Source organism: Pseudoalteromonas sp. SIMBA_162, from assembly GCF_046535955.1.
Taxonomy (GTDB): domain Bacteria; phylum Pseudomonadota; class Gammaproteobacteria; order Enterobacterales; family Alteromonadaceae; genus Pseudoalteromonas; species Pseudoalteromonas marina.
This window is the reverse complement of sequence record NZ_JAWJBQ010000014.1, coordinates 104,104-124,585: the sequence shown is the minus strand read 5'-3', so window position 1 is coordinate 124,585 and position 20,482 is coordinate 104,104. Positions and strand designations below refer to the sequence as shown.

The 20,482-nt window shown below is 39.4% G+C and carries 12 protein-coding genes and 1 pseudogene; 9 read left to right on the top strand and 4 right to left on the bottom strand.

Going from position 1 to position 20,482, the window contains the following annotated elements; genetic code table 11:
* Window positions 1-404, bottom strand: a pseudogene (locus R0J88_RS11840) (hypothetical protein); the annotation flags it as partial.
* A gap of 812 nt (window positions 405-1,216) precedes the next feature.
* On the opposite strand from R0J88_RS11840, the gene R0J88_RS11835 reads away from it, so the two are divergent.
* The 6 genes from R0J88_RS11835 (at window position 1,217) to R0J88_RS11810 (ending at window position 10,386) form a co-directional block, all read left to right on the top strand.
* Window positions 1,217-1,408 carry a hypothetical protein gene (locus R0J88_RS11835; protein WP_410900018.1) on the top strand — a complete coding sequence of 64 codons (192 nt, stop codon included), beginning with the start codon at window positions 1,217-1,219 and terminating at the stop codon, window positions 1,406-1,408.
* 899 nt (window positions 1,409-2,307) lie between these two features.
* The gene (locus R0J88_RS11830; RefSeq protein WP_410900017.1) at window positions 2,308-4,500 is read left to right on the top strand and encodes a bifunctional rhamnulose-1-phosphate aldolase/short-chain dehydrogenase; all 2,193 of its coding nucleotides are present in this window, start codon (window positions 2,308-2,310) and stop codon (window positions 4,498-4,500) included.
* A gap of 81 nt (window positions 4,501-4,581) precedes the next feature.
* Window positions 4,582-5,874, top strand: coding sequence for an L-rhamnose catabolism isomerase (rhaI, locus tag R0J88_RS11825; protein ID WP_410900016.1), 1,293 nt, complete (start codon window positions 4,582-4,584; stop codon window positions 5,872-5,874).
* A gap of 149 nt (window positions 5,875-6,023) precedes the next feature.
* A complete protein-coding gene (locus R0J88_RS11820) occupies window positions 6,024-7,739 on the top strand; it encodes a nucleoside transporter (protein WP_410900015.1) in 1,716 nt (571 codons plus the stop codon).
* Between the two features lie 113 nt (window positions 7,740-7,852).
* Window positions 7,853-8,929 (top strand): class II fructose-bisphosphate aldolase, encoded by a 1,077-nt coding sequence (gene fbaA, locus R0J88_RS11815; RefSeq protein ID WP_410900014.1) that lies wholly within the window; start codon window positions 7,853-7,855, stop codon window positions 8,927-8,929.
* Window positions 8,930-9,018: 89 nt separating this feature from the next.
* Window positions 9,019-10,386 carry a sulfatase gene (locus R0J88_RS11810; protein ID WP_410900013.1) on the top strand — a complete coding sequence of 456 codons (1,368 nt, stop codon included), beginning with the start codon at window positions 9,019-9,021 and terminating at the stop codon, window positions 10,384-10,386.
* Between the two features lie 172 nt (window positions 10,387-10,558).
* Here the strand turns inward: R0J88_RS11810 and R0J88_RS11805 are convergent, their stop codons facing one another.
* Together R0J88_RS11805 and R0J88_RS11800 are read right to left on the bottom strand one after the other, a co-directional pair.
* Window positions 10,559-11,713: a DUF1501 domain-containing protein gene (locus tag R0J88_RS11805; protein WP_410900012.1), complete on the bottom strand. Its 1,155-nt coding sequence runs from the start codon at window positions 11,711-11,713 to the stop codon at window positions 10,559-10,561.
* Window positions 11,713-13,074, bottom strand: coding sequence for a DUF1800 family protein (locus tag R0J88_RS11800; RefSeq protein WP_410900011.1), 1,362 nt, complete (start codon window positions 13,072-13,074; stop codon window positions 11,713-11,715). Before R0J88_RS11800 ends, R0J88_RS11805 begins: the two co-directional genes overlap by 1 nt.
* Before the next feature lie 257 nt (window positions 13,075-13,331).
* Here R0J88_RS11800 and lldD point away from each other — a divergent pair, with 257 nt between their 5' ends.
* From lldD to R0J88_RS11785, 3 genes are all read left to right on the top strand, one after another.
* Window positions 13,332-14,468, top strand: a complete 1,137-nt coding sequence (lldD, locus tag R0J88_RS11795) for an FMN-dependent L-lactate dehydrogenase LldD (protein WP_182769316.1) — start codon at window positions 13,332-13,334, stop codon at window positions 14,466-14,468.
* Window positions 14,469-14,915: 447 nt separating this feature from the next.
* Window positions 14,916-16,124, top strand: coding sequence for a right-handed parallel beta-helix repeat-containing protein (locus tag R0J88_RS11790; RefSeq protein ID WP_410900010.1), 1,209 nt, complete (start codon window positions 14,916-14,918; stop codon window positions 16,122-16,124).
* A 46-nt stretch (window positions 16,125-16,170) separates the two neighbouring features.
* A complete protein-coding gene (locus R0J88_RS11785) occupies window positions 16,171-17,097 on the top strand; it encodes a hypothetical protein (protein ID WP_410900009.1) in 927 nt (308 codons plus the stop codon).
* Between the two features lie 95 nt (window positions 17,098-17,192).
* Here R0J88_RS11785 and R0J88_RS11780 read toward each other — a convergent pair whose 3' ends face one another.
* Window positions 17,193-20,477, bottom strand: a complete 3,285-nt coding sequence (locus tag R0J88_RS11780; protein ID WP_410900008.1) for a glycosyl hydrolase — start codon at window positions 20,475-20,477, stop codon at window positions 17,193-17,195.
* Window positions 20,478-20,482 lie beyond the last annotated feature (5 nt).

The window sequence follows — 20,482 nt, the reverse complement described above, 5'->3', positions numbered from 1 at the left end:
ATTACATTGTTTTGATTGAACTGCAGAGCAGGGTTTCTATTCGCTCTAAAATGTATATCGATGCCCATTAACTCCTCTGCAAATTTGGCTGCAGTGTAGGTAGGCACGTAGACACGACCATCTGGACTGCGGTGTGTTTTTACCACACGCAATAGCCCATCTTTTTCTAGCCGGTTTAAATGCTCTAATGCCAACCGATGATTGATGCCATATAACCAACGAACAATGCCTGGGGTAATAATAGAAAACCGAATTGCAATAAGCACCGAGACCTTGGTTCTGTTAACCCCTTTTTGGTGGTTATTTGCGCCTGGATAATACCGCATATCAATATCAAAATAGCGAGGGTAGTGAGTATGAAGAGTGTTGTTCGTTTCTAAATATTTTGTTTGTTGCGACGTCAATTCACAAAATCCTTTTGGTAAGTTAATTATTAAAATTAACTAGTACCGCAACATAAAAATTATCATCTTTTTATAATTATATTGCCGTTTTTCATTCCGAGATGCTTTGACAGCATGCACGGAATCATTGTCGCGATAATTATCGCAACAAAGCCGCTTTCAGCGGATGGCCTCGTCGCTGCGCTACTCAACCATTGGGCCCAAAACGCCCGCCAGCTCTGGTGTTGCTCCGCAACGAGCTGACTCGACGCGCTATCGCGCTAGCGTTGTAGGCCCCGCGCGAATGCACCGAGCTACGCTCTGTACTGACCGCCATACTGCCGCGCCTGACAAGGCTGTGAGTTCCTCACTACTCGCCTTTTTCATCTGCTGTTATTTTCTCCGAAAATAGGTGGTTCGATACAATTTGTGCCAAATTTTAATCGAATTTCGCTGATGCGAAACACTATCGCGGTCAGTACAGACCAGCTGTACATTCGCGCTTTCTCCATGTGTCTACGGCTTCGCCTACACCACATTACGCGCTTGTTGGCCTCATTCTGAGGCGCTATTTTGCAGTTTTTCGTGCCGAAAAATGCGTTTTAAAAAACCTGTCTTGCAGACAAAAGCCGCCTCCAAATTAAACTTACTAATGAATTTTTTAGAAAAGAAAAAGGTTTTTTTTGCTTAATAAAAATTAGCTTAATTAAGGGGGAGAGATTACTACTTATTCAAACTGTTTGTTGCTGAGCTGCGCAGTCAAACAAGTTTGTTTTTTATCACGAAATCATTAAATTTGATAGCAGAAATTAATGATTAATAAGGTTTGAAAAATGAAAAACAATGACGTTACTGATATCGCTATTAACCCAACAACAGGATTACCTATCACAAATGCGAGCGCTAATATGGTTGATGTTGGTGGCAATGTGGTGGGCCAACCTGATAGGGTCATGACTGTTTATGAGATTGAAGAGTCGATAAGTGATTCAAACAATGATGACTGTTTTGATGATAGTTTTTGATGTCCAAATTTTTAAAAGCTATTCGTGGTTATCAAATAGAGATTGTTTACTCGTGCATTGCACTTTTTGGGGCAGCTATATTGTGTTTACAGTTCCAATCCACTGAAAACTTCACTTGGTTTATCGCTCTAAGTTTTTTTTGTACTAAAATGATAGCAGGTATCTATAACTACGAATATTATCGAAAAAGTGACACCCCAAGTATGAAGGTCATGCTTAAGCATCTCCTTATTAAATTTGTATAACCCTTGTTTATTTGTCCTAAACGCAAAGCGCCTAATTCTAGGGCGCTTTTTTGTTGAAAGCATTAATTAGACTGTCACAAGATAAAAAGATAAAGGTTTATATAAAAATGAGTTTTTAAAACTATTAAATACGACTGAATAGGAGAGAGTAATTTAGAGGGGGTTGGTTCAATGAGTTGATAGGCATGCAAAAATACATACCTACCAACCACAAGGGATATACAAATTAGTTCTCATATACCTCTGCTTACGCAAAGGGTGAAAATTAGTAGTTACAAGTGCTAACTAATTTTTTATAAAATATTTTTATTTTTTGATTTATCTTCATTTCCCACGGAGACGGCAGAGGAATAACATTGCTCCTCTTATATTTCGAACTTTAAATGCCTACTCTAATATGTGTAAAAGGCGACCTTTTTAGGTAATAACCTAAAAATTATTCATATTTTTATCCGCTTACAAAAATAAATGTCGTTTTATTCCTCCATAAAAGCAAGTTTCATTCAAAAAACCAAGGTGGGTTCTGACTCTTATTGATAACAAGGTGATTGAAAATGATTTAAAATGCTTGACTGTGTTTGTTGTGGCTGTAGTATTACGCGCAATGTATTTAAAAGTTATTAAAAAATAATTAACAGCTGGAGTAAGCAGAAGATGCCACGCAAACTAGACGAATATAAACATGTAAATTATAGCTGGGATGACTCTGTTGCAGATGAGTTGTCACCGATTGAAAACTTGGTTTATCGTTCAAACATTTTGGGCGCAGATCAGCGTATTACAAATACGGGTGGCGGTAACACTTCTGCAAAATTAATTGAAACTGATCCTCTAACAGGTGAGCAGGTAGAAGTGCTTTGGGTTAAAGGGTCCGGTGGTGATTTAAGAACATCTAAAAAAGAAAACTTTTCTTCGTTGTATCAAGGTAAGCTGCAAGCGCTGGACGATACATACCAAGCACGCGACGATAAAGGTTACAAGTCTGCGGGTGAAGATGCCATGATTGGCATGTATAAGCATTGTAACTTTTGCCTAAATCCACGCGCATCTTCTATTGATACACCCTTACACTCAATGATTGATGAAAAACACGTTGATCATTTACATCCTAATGCAGTCATCGCAGTTGCATCTTGTAAAGACCAAAAAGAATTAACTGAGGTTATTTGGGGTGGAAAAATGGCTTACGTTCCTTGGATGCGACCAGGGTGGGAGGCTGCTAAGGTATGTGAAGATGCTTACGCTGCAAAACCAGACAGTGTCGGTATCCTATTAGGTCAACATGGCCATACCAACTGGGATAGTGAGAGCAAGAGTTGTTACGAAACGTCTTTATGGGTTATTGAAACCGCTGCTCGTTATATAGAAGAGCATGACAAAGGCGAGCAAACTTTTGGAGGAGCTAAAGTAGAAAGTCTTTCGCATGAGGCCCGTACTGAGCTATTAGCTAAGTTTTTACCTGTAGCCCGTGGCTTGCTTTCTAATAAAGTTAAATTTATTGCAACGGTTCAAACAGACGAAACGGCGCTTCGTTTTGTTAACAGCGTAGATGCACCTCGTTTGGCAAAATTAGGTACTTCGTGCCCAGATCACTTTTTACGCACAAAAATTCAACCGCTATATGTTGATTTTAATCCGCAAACAGATGATTTTGACGCATTAGTAGAGAAGTTAAATGCAGGTATTGAGCAATACCGAGTTGATTATACTGAGTACTACAACAACTGTAAGCGAGATGATTCGCCTGCAATGCGTGATCCAAGCCCGACAGTTATTTTAATACCGGGTGTAGGTATTATTGGCTGGGGTAAAAATAAATCAGAGTCACGTGTTACTACAGAGTTTTATAATTGTGCAATTGAAGTTATGCGCGGCGCTGAAGCTATCAGTGAGTACACAGCACTTCCGCAACAGGAAGCGTTCGATATTGAGTATTGGGCACTGGAAGAGGCTAAATTACAACGCATGCCAAAAGAAGCACCGCTTGCGCGTGATATTGTAGTAGTAGTTGGCGCTGGTGACGGTATTGGTAAAGAGACAGCATTCAGAGTTGCTAAAGAGGGGGCTCATGTTGTTTGTGCTGACCTACGCGTTGAAGCCGCACAAAAAACAGCGGATGAATTAACAGCTATTTATGGCCAAGGTATTGGTGTTGCTGGTTCGGGTATCTCAAGTTGTGGCCCAGCTATTGCTCAAGGTGTTGATATAACGAAACGAGAAAGCGTTCAAGAGATGCTTAAAAACGTCACATTGGCTTATGGCGGTATCGATAAAGTAATTGTAACAGCTGGTGTGTTTTTAGCGCCTGGTCAGGCTGGTATGAATAACGATCAACAATTTGATGTAAGTTTTGCTGTTAACGTTAAGGGTGGTTACATAGTAGGCACTGAGGCGAATGAAATTTGGAAAGCTCAAGGTTTAAAAGGTGCATTGGTATTAACTACAAGTGTTAATGCGGCAGTGTCTAAAAAAGGCTCAATTGCATATGACACATCAAAAGCGGCAGCAAACCATTTAGTTCGTGAGTTAGCAGTTGAATTATCTCCACTCGTTAACGTGAATGGGTTAGCCCCTGCGACGGTAGTTAAGGGTAGTACTATGTTCCCACGCGACCGTGTAATAGCATCCTTAACTAAATATAGCGTTGAGTTCACTGAGCAAGATTCAGATGATGTTTTGCGTGACAAGCTGGCTAATTTTTATGCACAAAGAACACTCACTAAACAACCTATTACTCCAGAAGATCAAGCTGAAGCTGCTTATCTTTTAGTTTCTGGCCAATTAAGTAAAACAACGGGTCAGATTATTAGCGTTGATGGCGGTCTGCACGAAGCATTCTTACGCTAGGGCTGCACTTTTTAGAGCGCTTTTTAAAAGCGCTCATTTATAGACTGATAAAATACACAAAATAAGAATTAGGAATAAGTTATGACACAACGTATTGATAAATCAATAATATCTGATGAAAATGCCCAGTTATTAAGCGACTTAAATGAAGATTACCAAGCATTAGGTAACAAGCTTGCTCGCAATAATATCAACATTGAAGAGATAACCGAGAAAGCACAAGCTTTCCAAATTGCAGTGCCATCATGGGGTACTGGTACCGGTGGTACTCGATTTGCGCGTTTTCCTGGTGAAGGCGAGCCTCGTAATATCTGGGAAAAATTAGAAGATAGCGCGGTTATTAATGATTTATCTCAGTGTACAGAGCGTGTTTCGCCTCATTTTCCTTGGGATAAAGTAGATGATTTTACTGAGTTAAAACAATTCTCAGATGAGTTAGACTTAAGCTGGGATTCGATCAACTCAAATACATTCCAAGATCAACCAGGCCAAGAGCACAGCTTTAAATACGGTTCTTTAAGTAATACAAGTGCTGAATCACGCGACCTTGCAATTGCACATAACCTTGATTGTATTGAATGGGGTAAAGCGCTGGGTTCTAAAACATTAACGGTTTGGGTTGGCGACGGCTCTAACCATCCAGGTCAACAACATTTCCAAAGTGCTTTTGAGCGTTATTTAGAAAGCATGAAAACAATTTATGCTGGTCTTCCAAGTGATTGGGAACTTCATATTGAGCACAAAATGTTCGAACCTGCATTTTACTCAACCATAATTCAGGACTGGGGCAGTAATATCCTTGCGGCTATGGAGCTTGGTCCTCAAGCTAAGTCATTAGTTGATTTAGGGCACCATGCGCCAAACGTGAATATTGAAATGATTGTATCTCGATTAATTCAATTTAAAAAATTGGGCGGTTTCCATTTCAATGATAGTAAATACGGTGATGATGACCTTGATAGTGGTAGCCTACACCCTTATCAGCAGTTCTTAATTTTTAATGAGTTAGTTGATGCGCAATACCGTAATCAAGAGGGTTTTAACCCTAACTACATGTTAGATCAATCACATAACGTAACCGATCCGATTGAAAGCCTAATGAACTCTGCAGCAAGTGTTCAGCGCTCTTTTGTATCAGCTTTGTTAGTTGATCGTGAAAAGTTATCGCAATACCAGCAAGATAATGATGCATTGATGGCTAGTAATACACTGAAAAATGCATTTAATACAGATGTTAGCCCTATCTTAGCGATGGCTCGTTTACGTAAGGGTGGCGCAATTGACCCAATTGCTACATATCGTAAAGCTAACTATCGTTCAGCAGTAGCTGTTAAGCGTCCATCAAGCGGCGGAAACGGTTCAGGTATCGTTTAAAGCGGTACTTTAATCGGAAAAAATAAACATGCAGAGGTATTTAATCGCCTCTGCATGATTATTGGTTAATACACACATACACACATAAGAATAAAAAACGTCGATTCATTTGTCATAATAAGAACAAAAATTGGCGCAATGGAGGCAGCATGTCGACAGCAGAAGAATTTGAAACACAACCCGTTTCCCCCAATAAATTACAATCAGCCAATACGTTTGCAGGCAGTTATGCTGGTGAGCACGTAGCTGGAACTGAATTTGTAATAGGTGCGTTATTTGTATCATGGGGAGTAGGGGCCAGTGATATATTATTAGGTTTACTACTGGGTAATCTATTAGCCGTTTTAACTTGGGGTTTGATCACCGCGCCAATAGCCACCGATACCCGATTAACTCTCTACGCTTACCTTGAAAAAATAGCAGGGCCGGGCACTATAAAACTCTACAGTGTAATAAATGGCATATTATTTTGTGTACTTGCTGGTGCAATGATTACAGTTTCAGCATCAGCTGTCCGTGTTCTTTTTGATATACCACCACAGGTTGACTGGTACCCTACTGACTTTAGATTTGTATTAGTAGCTTTAGGAGTTGGTGCTGTTGTTGTATTTATGGCTGTTAAGGGGTTTAAAAAACTAGCCGCATTTGCAGAAATTTGTGCACCGTGGATGATTTTAATGTTTGTTGTGGGCGCGTTTGTATTACTGCCAACAATAGTTACTGCCACACAAGGTGTTAACTCTATAAGTAGTTTTGGTGATTTTTTATATATAGCTAGTGAGTCAATTTGGGTTGATACAGATAGCGGGATAGGTTTTTGGCATGTAGCCGCTTTTGCTTGGGTTGCTAACTTAGCAATGCATGGCGGGATGGGGGATATGACCTTGTTACGTTTTGCTCGTTATTCTCGCTATGGCTATTTTTCGGCATTAGGTATGTTTATTGGTCACTACTTAGCGTGGGTTTGTGCCGGTATAATGGGGGCCGGTGCGGCTATTTTACTTAATACTACTATTGTGGCGCTAGACCCCGGTTCAGTGGCGTTTCAAGCGTTAGGAACTTGCGGAATTATTGCTGTAATTATTGCAGGTTGGACCACCTCAAACCCTACTATTTATCGTGCAGGTCTTGCGTTTAGTTCAGTTAATCATAAATGGGGCCGCACGAAAGTGACCGTTGTTGTGGGTATTGTTACTACGATTATTGCGTGTTTCCCGTTTGTATTTTCTCAACTGTTGGGATTTGTTGGAATAATGGGCCTAATGATGGCCCCTGTAGGTGCTGTTATTGTGGCCGAGCATTGGTTGTTCCCTCGCATAGGATTTACACGCTATTGGTCGAAATATAAAGGCAACACTACTAATTATGCGGCCATTATCACGTGGTTAAGTTCTTTAGCGGTGAGTTACATACTTGAAACATCAGGTACTTTGCACCTTTTCTTCATCTTAATTCCGATTTGGATTTTTGCGACTTTGCTGTATTGCGGGTTAGCTTATGCAATGGGGGCTAAGAAAATTTATCCAGAACAACAAGTAGCAGAAAAAGCAGAAGCTCAACGCAAAGCGATTGAATTTGCCTATTTGCAGGATTTTGAAAGTAATAAAGGAACGCAACAAAAAGAATCTTTGCCTGCCATGATTCGTACAGCGTCTATCGTGTCTTATTTATCGTTGATTTTGTGTGCGATTCTAGGCGTGGTTTCTTATCTTACAGAAGATATTGAGCTTGTGAGATCATGGTTATTGTTACCTACACTTATTTATTTTGTAACTGCAACCTATGCATATTTACAAAAAGTGAAAATAGGTGAAGCGTTACAATCGTCAGATGAAATAGATAAAGAGTTGGCTGTTTCTAAATAATAAGCATCCAATTCATAAAAGATAACCAAGCTACTCAGATTATACATATTATGTTCTGAGTAGCTTTTTTACGGCCTAAAAACAAATAGTGAAGTTAATAAATAGGAGTTTTAATGACTGATTTACGTGACCTAATACCTGCTGGTGTTGTTAATGCAAGCCAAATGAAGGTGTTATTCGATTATGCTAGAAAGAATAGCTTTGCATACCCTGCAGTTAATGTTGTTAGCACTAACTCGATAAATGCAGCACTTGAATCAGCTAAAGAATGTAACTCTCCCATTATTATTCAGCTTTCCTACAGTGGTTCAGCATTTTTTATAGGTAAAGGGGCTGGACTATCTGGGCATGAAGCATCTATTGCAGGGGCAGTTGCTGCTGCCCATTATGTGCATGCCGCAGCAAATATTTATGGCGTTCCTGTAATTTTGCATACCGACCATGCTGCTAAAAAGCTCCTTCCGTGGATTGATGGCTTATTAGAAGAAGGTCAGTCGTACTATAACGCCACAGGCAAACCGTTATTTAGCTCGCATATGCTCGATTTATCTGAAGAAAGCTTGGAAGAAAATACGGCAACGTGTAAAGAGTATTTAGCAAAAATGATTAAGCTCGATATGGGTATTGAAATAGAGCTTGGTTGCACTGGTGGTGAAGAAGATGGCGTTGATAACTCTGGTATTGATAGCTCGCTACTATATACACAACCTGAAGATGTAGCTTATGCATACGAGCAGTTAAGCGAAGTTAGTGATGCGTTTACGATTGCCGCATCGTTTGGGAATGTGCACGGGGTATATAAGCCAGGAAATGTAAAATTAACACCTCTTATTCTTAAAAATTCACAGGCATATGTTCAAGATAAGTATGAACTTGAACATAATAGCTTAAACTTTGTTTTTCATGGTGGCTCAGGGTCTACAGCAGCAGAAATCAAAGAAGCCATCAGTTACGGCGTCATAAAAATGAATATAGATACCGATACTCAATGGGCATGCTGGCAAGGTGTACATAAGTATTACCAAAACAACAGCGATAATTTACAAACTCAGATTGGCTCTCCAAATGGTCCTGATTCACCAAATAAAAAATACTATGACCCTCGAGTATGGCTGCGCCAAATAGAGCTATCAATGGCTCAAAGGCTGCGTCTAACTTTCGAAGAGCTTAATTGTATCAATAGATACTGATTGCAAAAAAGAGCTTGAGTATCTTCGGTATATTCAAGCTTTTCCACACACTGAACTTCATCCCACTTAACACAATATAGAGCTTGATTATGGATAATATAAAAAGTCATTTCAAAGTCTTATTTTATACTTTGTTTTTGTCGTTTGTTATAAGCCCTGCCTACGCAGATGAATCCCCCCCTAATATTGTGCTGATCCTATCAGACGATCATGCTTGGTATGATTATGGATTTATGGGACACCCTGTTGTCAAAACGCCTACACTCGATAAATTAGCCCGGGATGGTCTGACATTTAAGGCTGGATATGTACCGACTGCATTATGCAGACCTTCTTTGGCTACAATAGCCACCGGATATTACGCGTCAACCATTGGTATCACAGGTAACACACCTGCCTTCGATGTGTATGGTAAAAAAGGATCCGCTGAGCATAATACACAACGTGAAAAGCTAATTTCTAAAATTGACAATGTTGATACATTACCTCAGCTTCTAAAACCAAAAGGGTATGTCTCTTTTCAATCCGGTAAATGGTGGGAAGGAAGTTATAAGCGAGGCGGTTTTGATGAGGGGATGACTCGTGGTTTTCCTAAAAAAGGCGGTCGTCATGGTGATGATGGGCTTAAAATTGGCCGTGAAGGTATGGAGCCTGTGACCTCATTCATAGATAGAGCGGTTAAAGACAAAAAACCCTTCTTGGTATGGTACGCACCCTACATGCCGCACTCACCTCATAATCCTGTTGATAGGATTTATAAAAAATACAAGTCGTTAGACTTGCCCGAGTCAGTAAAAAAATACTATGCAATGATAGAGTGGTTTGATGAAACAAATGCAACACTACTCAATCACCTGGAAGAAAAAGGGGTTAAAAATAATACTATTATTGTTTACGTCTCAGATAATGGCTGGATATCAAATCCTGATAGATTAAACAGCTTTTTACCACGCTCAAAACAAAGCCCCAGTGAGGCAGGAGTTCGAACACCTATTATCTTTTCATGGCCCGATAAGCTTAAGCCGCAATTACGACATGACTTAATAAGTAGCATTGATATCGTTCCTACATTACTTGGGGCGGTAGGCGTACCTATTCCAAAAGATATGCCTGGTTTGAATCTGATGGATAATATGCTCTCGGAAACCCCTATTGATCGCGAAGCTATTTTTGGAGAGGGTTTTGCACATGATATTGCTGATTTAGATGACCCTGAAGGTTCACTAATGTATCGGTGGGTTATTGATGGCGATTGGAAGTTAATATTAAGCTACGACGGAAAAACAGATCAATACCGTAAACGCCATACCACATTAACTAGCCCGCAGTTGTTTCACCTTGCGACAGATGAGCATGAGCAACATAATTTGATTGATGAATACCCAGAGATTGCCGCGAAGCTAGCGAAAAAAATCGAGCAATGGTATCCATTGAAAAAACGCAAAGTAATCCAATAGGTTTTCCGCAAACGTGTGGTTGCAGAGATAGTTAAACCTACCGATAGCTGTTAGCCACAGATAAATTATTATACAATAAAAGCCTCATTTGAGGCTTTTATTGTTTTTGGGATTTATTCCTCTGTCTGATTCTAACCAGAGACTACGTCTGTTATGGCGCAAAAATGTTGACTTAAACTCGGATCACAGAGGCACTTGCAATGGTGACTGAGGGGAATACATGTGCTAGTTGTTGAGGTGTTAATTTCCAGTGTTCATTGAGGGTCTTAGCAATCCACGAAAACGTATTTGAAGTAGGCATTAAATCCCGTTTTTCAAAAAGCTGTTCATCAGCAAGGCCGGGCCACTGGCCAGCAATTTGTCCACCTTTTACTTTTCCACCAGCGATAAACATGGCACTTGCGGTGCCGTGATCTGTACCTAGGGTACCATTTTCTTTAACCGTTCGACCAAACTCAGTGGCTACTATAACAACCGTATTTTGCCATTGCGTCCCAAGCCCCTGTTTAAGCGCGTGCAAGCCGTTATCAAGTTCTTCTAGTTGCCTTGCTAAGCGGTTATTTTGATTGCTATGTGTGTCCCACCCGCCAAGCTCTAGCATTGCGCAGTCAACGTTACTTTTTGGGTCAATCATTAACTTGGCACATGCTTTACTTAAATCAACAAATTTACCGGTGCTTTTGCTTGATTCTTGTTGCGTGAGCCCTTGTAATGCGAGACCTTGGTTTAAACGTTCAAGTAACAATTTATCATTAGCATACATAGCTGATAATGCTTGATACACATCACTATCAGCATCTTTCAATCTACTCGGATACCAAGTATTTGCTTGTGGTGTATTACGTAAGCTAATAGGGGTTGAGCGTGCAAGGGCAATGGCATTAACATTCCTTTGAGATATAGCCCTTGCTAGCCAGCCAGAGTCATGATCAATACTAGCTAAACCACTTTCCAAATAATCTTGCCCATCAAAATGAGAGCGTTCTTTATAGCCAGATGAAACAGCAACAACAGGTAAAAGCTGCTTATCTTTATACCATTGATGAAGGTTTGCTAGTGCTGGGTGAAAACCATACCCCTTATCCAACGGTAATAGTTGTTCTTTGATACTGCTTGCGAGTTTTGGCCGTTGCTTTAATAGGTTTGCGTCAAATGCAGGAACTACAGTACCCAGTGAGTCCATAGCTCCACGCAATACAACCCATACAAGTTTTGCTGGTTGCGCACTAGCTGGCTGATTCGCTTCCAAGCTCATTGCTAATAAAGGGGTTTGAAACACCACTAAACTTGCGCCTAACGCTTTAATAAAGTCTCTACGTTCCATCATTATCTCCTTAAAAACTCTGGGCTCATTAAAAACAATGTCAGCGCTTGCTTGCGACTTTCTGCTCTAGATATGGTTTGATAGCTCAATTGGCTAATAGACTCTGAAAAACTATTTTTTATGATGGCTACAATCTGTACTTTTTTGGCTCTAGCTGCAACTGTGGATGCCCAGTTAACCCTTGAAATTAAAGCACTAGCGCCATTCCAGTCATCTTCTTTATCACTGTAACCTGCCGGAGATCCTGCTTTAAATGGTTGCTGACCAAGAGTTACCAGCGATGAATATAGTTGTCGATTATTGGTTTTCAAATCCAGCGCTCTAAGCGATGAAATTACAAATTCACGAGGGGTTTTAAATTTTAGCTGCTCTGCGTGCCATGCTTCATCAGCATTGATCAGCGTAGTCATGACTTCTTTGAGATTACCATTTGTAGCCAGCCAACACTCAGCCATTTTATTTACTAGGCTTACTGGAGGATTATCACTAATAAAGTGATGGGCTAGTTTATAGCTAATATGCTTGGCTGTTGCTGGGTGTACAGCTAAATCGCGGAGCATACTTTTGCCTTGCTCACTATCTTTTTGTGAATACGTTTTATTTAATAGAGTACGTACTCCAGGTTCATGTCCTGAACGACGATATTTAAAGCCCTGCTCTTTATCTTTAAGTGGGTTAGCTACGCTCCAACCAGTAATTCCTTTTGCTAATTCAATTACATCTTTTTGGCTGTAACCACTGTCGACACCTAATGTATGCAGCTCTAAAATTTCACGGGCTAAGTTTTCGTTTAAACCTCGGCCATTCTTTTTAGCAACCTTTGAATTAGGCCCAAATGATTTTTCGTTATTTAAATAAATTAACATTGCAGGGTGTTGTATAACACTAATGAGTAAATCATCAAATCGGCCCAATAAGTTAGGGGCAATGGCTTCGCGCTCTAGTGTTGGCGCTAATGCGGTCATCACAGGACCTGCACCACTAACACTAAAATGATTAGAGAAAAAGTCTAACAGTCGCCAATTTAAACTATGCTCAGAGCTAATTGCATGTTCAAGTGTATCAATGCTTAATTGCAGGTAAGTTTGTCGGTGATAACTTACTTTTGGTGCTTTAGTTTGTGGTGTCTGAGAGGATTTATTACTTTTGAGATTATTTTTATCAGATTTCTTTTGTTCACGTAGTTCAGCCAACTTCTGCATAATCTCATTTGAGTGAGCTAAATTTGGGTCAAAGTGAATGGCTTGCTTTAAATGCAATTGGTTAATAAGCCATTGTTTAGGATCTTTATTAGCGGTAGTGAGTTCTGAGGGTTTAGCTCCCAAACCAAAACGATTTATCGCTATAGTAGCTTGAATTGACATAATGACCTCAAACGGTTGTACTTAATAATGAAAATACACTTTTCAGCTTTTATCGCTATTTAATTTACATATCTTTACTCAACTCACTTCTATTCAGTCTGATGATATCAACCAAAGTTCCTCATGAATTAAACAGATCACTGAATTATTAGGGTGATTTAAGAAACAGTGTTTTTTATTATTGCTGATATACAACTAATTGCAACTCAAGTATATTGAAGTAAGTCCATCTGATTACATGTTTTATTGGAAACAAAATGATTATTTCAGCCTCTACAGATTACCGCAAAGCTGCTAAAGCTAAACTACCTCCTTTTCTATTTCATTATATTGATGGAGGCTCATACAAAGAACATACTCTAAATAGAAATGTACAAGATTTATCTGATGTAGCCTTAAGGCAGCGTGTTTTAAAAGATATGTCTGACTTAGATTTAAGTGCAGAGCTATTTGGGGAGAAGTTAAACCTACCTTTAATTTTGGCGCCTGTAGGCTTAACCGGCATGTATGCACGGCGTGGGGAAGTACAAGCTGCTAAGGCTGCTGAAAACAAAGGTATCCCTTTTACAATGTCTACAGTGTCAGTGTGTCCAATAGAAGAAGTTACTCCTAACATTGACCGCGCAATGTGGTTTCAGTTGTATGTGTTGAAAGACCGAGGCTTTATGAAAAATGCGCTAGAAAGAGCAAAGGCTTCTGGCGTGAAAACCCTTGTATTCACAGTAGATATGCCTGTACCAGGTGCGCGATACCGAGATATGCATTCTGGCATGAGTGGCCCATTCGCAGCGTCGAAACGAATATTACAAGCTATGACACATCCTCGCTGGGCTATGGATGTGGGTTTAATGGGTAAACCTCACGATCTTGGAAATATTTCTGCATATCGTAACGAAAAAACGTCTTTAGTCGATTATATTGGTTGGCTTGGTAACAACTTTGACCCATCGATTAGCTGGAAAGATCTTGAATGGATAAGAGATTTTTGGGATGGTCCAATGATCATTAAGGGTATTTTAGATGAAGAAGACGCGAGAGATGCCGTCCGATTCGGTGCTGATGGTATTGTAGTCTCTAATCATGGTGGTAGGCAATTAGATGGAGTTATGTCGTCAGTAAGAGCATTACCTAAGATTGCTGATGCGGTCAAAGGAGATATTAAAATTCTCGTAGACTCAGGTATCAGAAATGGACTTGATGTAGTCAGAATGCTGGCTTTAGGCGCTGATTCAGCAATGCTAGGCCGCTCTTATATATACGCCTTAGCAACGAATGGCCAAAAAGGCGTTGAGCATTTGCTAGACCTGTATGAAAAAGAGATGAGAGTAGCGATGACTTTGACTGGCGCAAAGTCAATAAATGATTTGGGTCCGCAATCTTTGGTTTCATATTAATAGTTGTTCTGAACTACAGGAAAACCTATTTATTAGGAGTCCTAGCAGTTATGTGGAAACAAAACGCTTTAATGACACCATATTTTTATTAAATATGGTGTATTAGACCAAGCATAGATAAGACATATTATTTTTTGTAACTGAAGCTTATTAAATCAATAAATGTTCGCCTATGTGAAAACCCTACAATGAATACATTATTCACTATATCAAATTGCTTTTTACAATATATGCTTTCTTAAAGTCTTTTATTGGAAAGCGAAAAACTCCAGCTAATACATTTTTATATCTATATTTTACTGTAAACACCACTTTTCACATCGACCCCATTTTGGGAATTATTTTTCTTGTTAAATATTTGTTAATTTTGTAATATTCAAAAACAGTCCGGTATAGTCAATATCATTAACTATTGATCATATTTAGTCATATAATATAAGGTATAAAATGAAAAAAATAAAACTCTTTGGACTTTTTAGTATTGCTCTAGCGCTGTCAGCAACATCGGGTTTAGCTCAAGCTTTGCAAAATAGTTGCAGTAAAAAGCCATTTAATCCCGCCAGCGGAAATTATTCACAACTTGTTGAGGCGCTGCAAAGAGCCACTAATACCGGTGTTCCTGTTACAATCACTGGTGATTTTACTATATCTAAACCTATTACGATCGTTCTCAGAAAAGATTTAACGGTAAATGCATCAGGAGCTACCTTTACTTCGGCTACAGGGCTTGATGGTGACATGTTTAGTATTGATGCAGTGAAAAGTGCTTCTGATCAATGCCGTTATTCTAATAAGCGAAACGCAAATGTAAGTTGGAAAGGAGGGTATTTTGAATTTTCAAAATCTGATAACTCAGCCGTTGTACCAATTCAAAGTCTTGTACCATCTTCTAGGCAAGGAGTTCAGAAAACAGGTGATGCATTATCTATAAGAGGTGCATGGACAAATGGGCCGCAGCGAATAGATAACGCACTTGTTGATGGTGTGCTCATGCGCGGAACGTTAGGCTCTGATAAGGTTTTTTCGGACGCGGGCGGTGACAGTGGTGTATTTATGAGCTCCGTAAAACGTGGTGAAGTTAGAAACAGTGAGTTTTACGGTATTCGCGATGCGGGTATTTATGTGTCTGCTAATGGCCAAAATGCGAATATGCGAAGTGAGTACCACTTAATAAATAATGTTATTAAGCGTGCATATGACGGTATATCCTCTAAGCGTGGTGCTGATGGTATAGTGATGCGCGGTAACGAGATTGTAGACACTGCAGTTGGGCTTAGCATTAAGCAAAACTTGCCAGGGCGTGTAGCGTCAAATATCACAATTGAAAATAACGAAATCAATCGCTCTGTAAGAGGGATATTATTAGAAAATACGCGTAATTCAAAAGTAAATGGTAACGCCATTATTAACTTAGGCGGCAAAGTTGCTGGTTCAGAAAGTGCGTTAGGCGGTGGCGGTAAATATAGAGGTGTAACTTTTGAGAACCTTGGTGGTACTTTAAATCAAATGAGAAATAATAATTTCAGTGCTGATGGCTCAACTTCGCAAAGACGTAATAAAACAGTGATTGCATTGTCTAAGCAAGGTAATGCACCTATTAGTATCACCGGAAATACTTATAATAGTTATATTGATATTCGTTCTGTAAACGAATAATGGTGACTTGTTGGTGTTAATAATGACATTACGTAAAGTTACACTTTTGATCGGTGTAACTTTATTTGCATTACTCTTCGTGCAGCAAATACTGCAATCAGAAAATGATACACTAGATGATTTGAAGAGACTGAGTGATGATGACTCAAAAAGCACCTTTCCAAAAAAAGAGGAATTGGTAGAAAAAGACTTTACTATTTCCTCGCCTCTTTCACATAAACAAAATCCCAGAATTAACAGACATACTAAAGATATACATAGCTGGATAGAAAGGTTAGGTCACCCCATGTCAAATGACGATATTATTTCATCGTCAGAAGCCATGCTAAACAAAGTTGCTCAACTAGCAGAATCTCAACCTGATATCTATTATCAGTTACTTAATACATTAGTTGATTTGCCGCATGGTGAGCATCGTATTTATTTGCAAAGAATTTTAGCGCAAGGTACTACAGAACAAATTAAAGCAGTAATTGACGAATTGCTATACCACCATATTGACGAAAATCGCACTTTTGCGATTCAATTATTATTTTCATTAGATGATAAAGCTGCGCAAGCGCAACTGTTAAATACAGTATTTAATTTATATTTAAGTGAAATTGAACAACTCCAATTATTAAGATTTTTAGCCGATGCTGAACACGCTAAATTAGCAAACTTACACCAAGCCTCAATTGAAACCCTTTACCAGTATTCGCAAAGTCTCAATATAAAAAATACAGCATTAGAGGTGTTGCTGAACAATACTAGTTATACTGATTTATCGGTGTATGAATTATTAGTGAAGTCGGGTCCTGTAAGTGAAAACCATATGCTTCGTATTATCAGAAGCTTAGCCATATCAGAACAATCTAAGTTAGGCGATATAGATACATTATTAAATCATTTATATTATATGAAAAGTGATTCGTCACAGAGTCTTGAAAATAAGGCGGTTATTGCCGATATTCTGACCTTACTAAATGCTTAATAAACTTACTAGCACAATATTTAGGCTTACTATTGTGCTAGTGAATATAATTTTCCCCCCTGGTTTCATGATAAGGTTTTAATTGTATTAAATTATTAATCTATCTTAATAATGCGTACAGGGCCTAATAATCCGGAGCTCTGAAGTGTTCTATTTTTCTCTTTTGTAAAAAAGTTATAACCTGTGAAAGTCACACGCTCACTCTTTGGTGGTGGCTCATTTGCATTGAGCCAAGGTACAGTTTTACCTGTCATTTTATAGCCACTGGTATCTGGAAGTGCCTCGTCACCAATTAAGCGGTTCACCCATGTATTGGTTATTTTTACTTCGAGTTCATTGCGACCAACCTTGATTGTTTTACTGATGTTTAAAGCGAATGGTGGTTTCCACAATGTTCCTAACTTTTTACCATTAAGAGAGACTTCTGCTATTTGCTGTACTTCACCTAAATCAAGGTAAATCGCTTTATCAGAACTGATTTGCTCCTTAGTGATAGAAAATGTTTTGGAATAATTCGCGGTGCCAGAATAGTGTCTTATTCCTTCATTTGGGTGGGTACTCCAATCCTGTAATTTATCAAATGTTACTGATCCGGGACCTGCCAAATTTTGGTCAAACTCAATATTCCACGAGTCGTTTAGCTCTTCTATTCTCCTGTTTTCCTTGTCTTTTAGGTACACATCTGTAACAAGTTGAGAGTGTGCACCGTTATATTGTGGCGTGTTTTTATCACGACGAATCAAAATAAATCGGCTCGCATAAGGCTCAAGCACTAAGTCAAATATGATTCGATTACCGTCTCTGCGGTAATTTTGGATTTGTTCAATAGTGCCATCCGTATTGTTCCAAATCTCCGGTGAGCCGTCGCCATCACGTATTTCGATGCTGATTTGTTGAAACTCTGGCTTTTCACTGTGAAAAAAGTATAAGTCATTACCGTCAATGCGGCGTTTTGCAAAAACTTTTACGGGCTCGTCGTTTATTAAAAGATCAGGTTGTAATTTAAGTTCCTTAATTGTCTCAGCAAGACTTAAGTTGCTTACAAGGCCTTTTTTATAAGCCTTAATGGTGCTTGCAGTATTTGGCCAAAGCTCATCAGCAATTTGCTGAAATTTGTCTCTATTTGGCCACTCGCTGAACCCGATCACATCTTTCGGTTTGTTACCAATAACGGTTGCACCAGCAGCTACTAACGACTGTATCCGTTTTAACGTTTTTAAGTGGAGATAATCAGTTTTGGTTAAGTATAATGCTTTATATCGAGTACCTTCAGGTAAGACAAGCCAGCCATCTTTTACACTTATACGGTTAAGCAATACATCGGTATTAGTGAAGTCGTGACCAAAACCTGCTGGTATTTCAACACCACTATTTCCTCGTACTGGTGCAACATCGCCTACATGTACTAAAAAATCAGCGTCCGGCACACCTTGTTGTAATAGGTACGATCCGCGGGCTAAATATTTAAACCAATGCGTCCCCCCGTTATTCCACCATGTTTGAGTGCGATCAATATGAGACCCAATTGAGTCCATTGTCATACCCGGCTTAATATGATTGTTTGGCTGATGTGCAAAGCGGTGGAACATGGTCTCGTTAATGCCTCGAGCCCACATATGATCACCATGATGTTTGTAATAGAATGGGTGGCCTTTCCAGTTAACGGTTGTAGAGGTAAATGACTCCGCGGAGATGATTTTTTTACCGTAGATATGACCTGATGAAATAGCAGCACTGGTTCGCCCATGATAAACCTTGTCTGTACCTGGGAATGATTTCACCCAAAACTCGCCCATTAAACGGTCTGCTTTACCGCCTGAGGCTAATTCATCAAAAGGGCCCCAGCCATAAGGTTCAATGTATGACTCTAAGCCATATTGGTGTGATAAACGAGTAAACTCACCAAAGTAGTTTTCAACCATTAAATCTGATTGATGCTGGCGTAGCTCTTGTAAAATAGCTCCTGTATGTTCTGGTGATTCAATTACGCGGCCAGTTAGTAAAGGTAACCACTTAATTAAGTCGTAACCGAACTTTTCTTGGAAGGTTTTTTCTATCCCTGTGGTCCAGTTTTGTCCACCCACTTCATAGCTATCAATTTCAGTTGTTTTTAGTGAGTTAATGCCTTTTGCTTGCACTTTTTTTACTAATTTTCCTACAAAAGCATCAAAGTGAAACCGTAAGGCTTTTGCATCAAACTTATCAACCTCTAACCCTTCACCTTCAACTGTCGCGGGTACATTATAAGCGCCGGTACTGGTGTAACCAAAACGCAAGACGCGCCATTTACCTTTAGGGAGTTTGATGCCTTTTTTGGGTAACTCGCCACGATTCAACACTAAAACATCTTTTGCTTTAGTAATCGCAGATTGATTAATTTTAGGTGCTAAACTTACTCGGCCTCGTTCCATCGAATTCATCGAAAACCAATCATCAATTCGCGGCACTGACCATAAGTCAAAGCGTTTTAGTGTTATAGGTTTGTCAAACACCAAACGAAAGAATTTGGCTTTATAGCCATCCGTTTCTTCACTAATAAGCTGCGGGCTAAAAGCCCATAGTCTTGCTCCGGGTCGAGGCCGCCTTAGCTTTTTAACGACGGTAGTGAAGTTAATACCATCAGCTGATATTTGTAATGCTGCATCACCATGACGGTTAGGGGTTTCAATATGTAAACTACGCAATGTGGTTGGCTTATCAACTTCTACTTGTACCCAGTAGTTATTGGCTTTATTTTCTTTGAAAGTTAATGTGCTATCCCAGTCATTGTCGGTGAGCAGGTCAGCATTTAATGTAGGATCTGAAACAGTCACTTTCGCATTAGCAAACGCGTTACTTTGGTTATATTTATTTGCAGGTAACGCAATAACTGCAACATCACGATAAAATTGCTCATAGAATCCTGGTTGAGGGGGTAAAAATAGTTGATTATCTTGGCTTATTTTCACAGCTTTCTCTGACCAAGTGATCCTTTTCATCGATATTTCAGGTGTAACCCAAGGGCCACCACTTGAAGTCCAACCATCGGCGTTATGAATGCCAAACTCAATGTTATTTTTATCGGCCTGTGCGGCTGCATGGACAAGATGGTCATAAAATTCTTCAGTGCCAAATCGAATTGGACCATCTGATGAATAGGGCCTATTACGGCGATGTACATGAAAAAATATAGCCCCTCCAATGCCTGCTTCTTTCATGGCTTTAAAGTCTTGAGTAAACCCTGGTTTACTCAAGTTACCGTTCATTGCATGCATCCACGTTTTAGGTAAATAATTTTGTTGGGGATCATTAAACGAGTCAGGGGATAATTGTTCTGCTAAGGCATTTAGAGAAAATACAGCTATAGCTAATGGCAGAATAGTATGAGTCTTGAATTTCATATTGT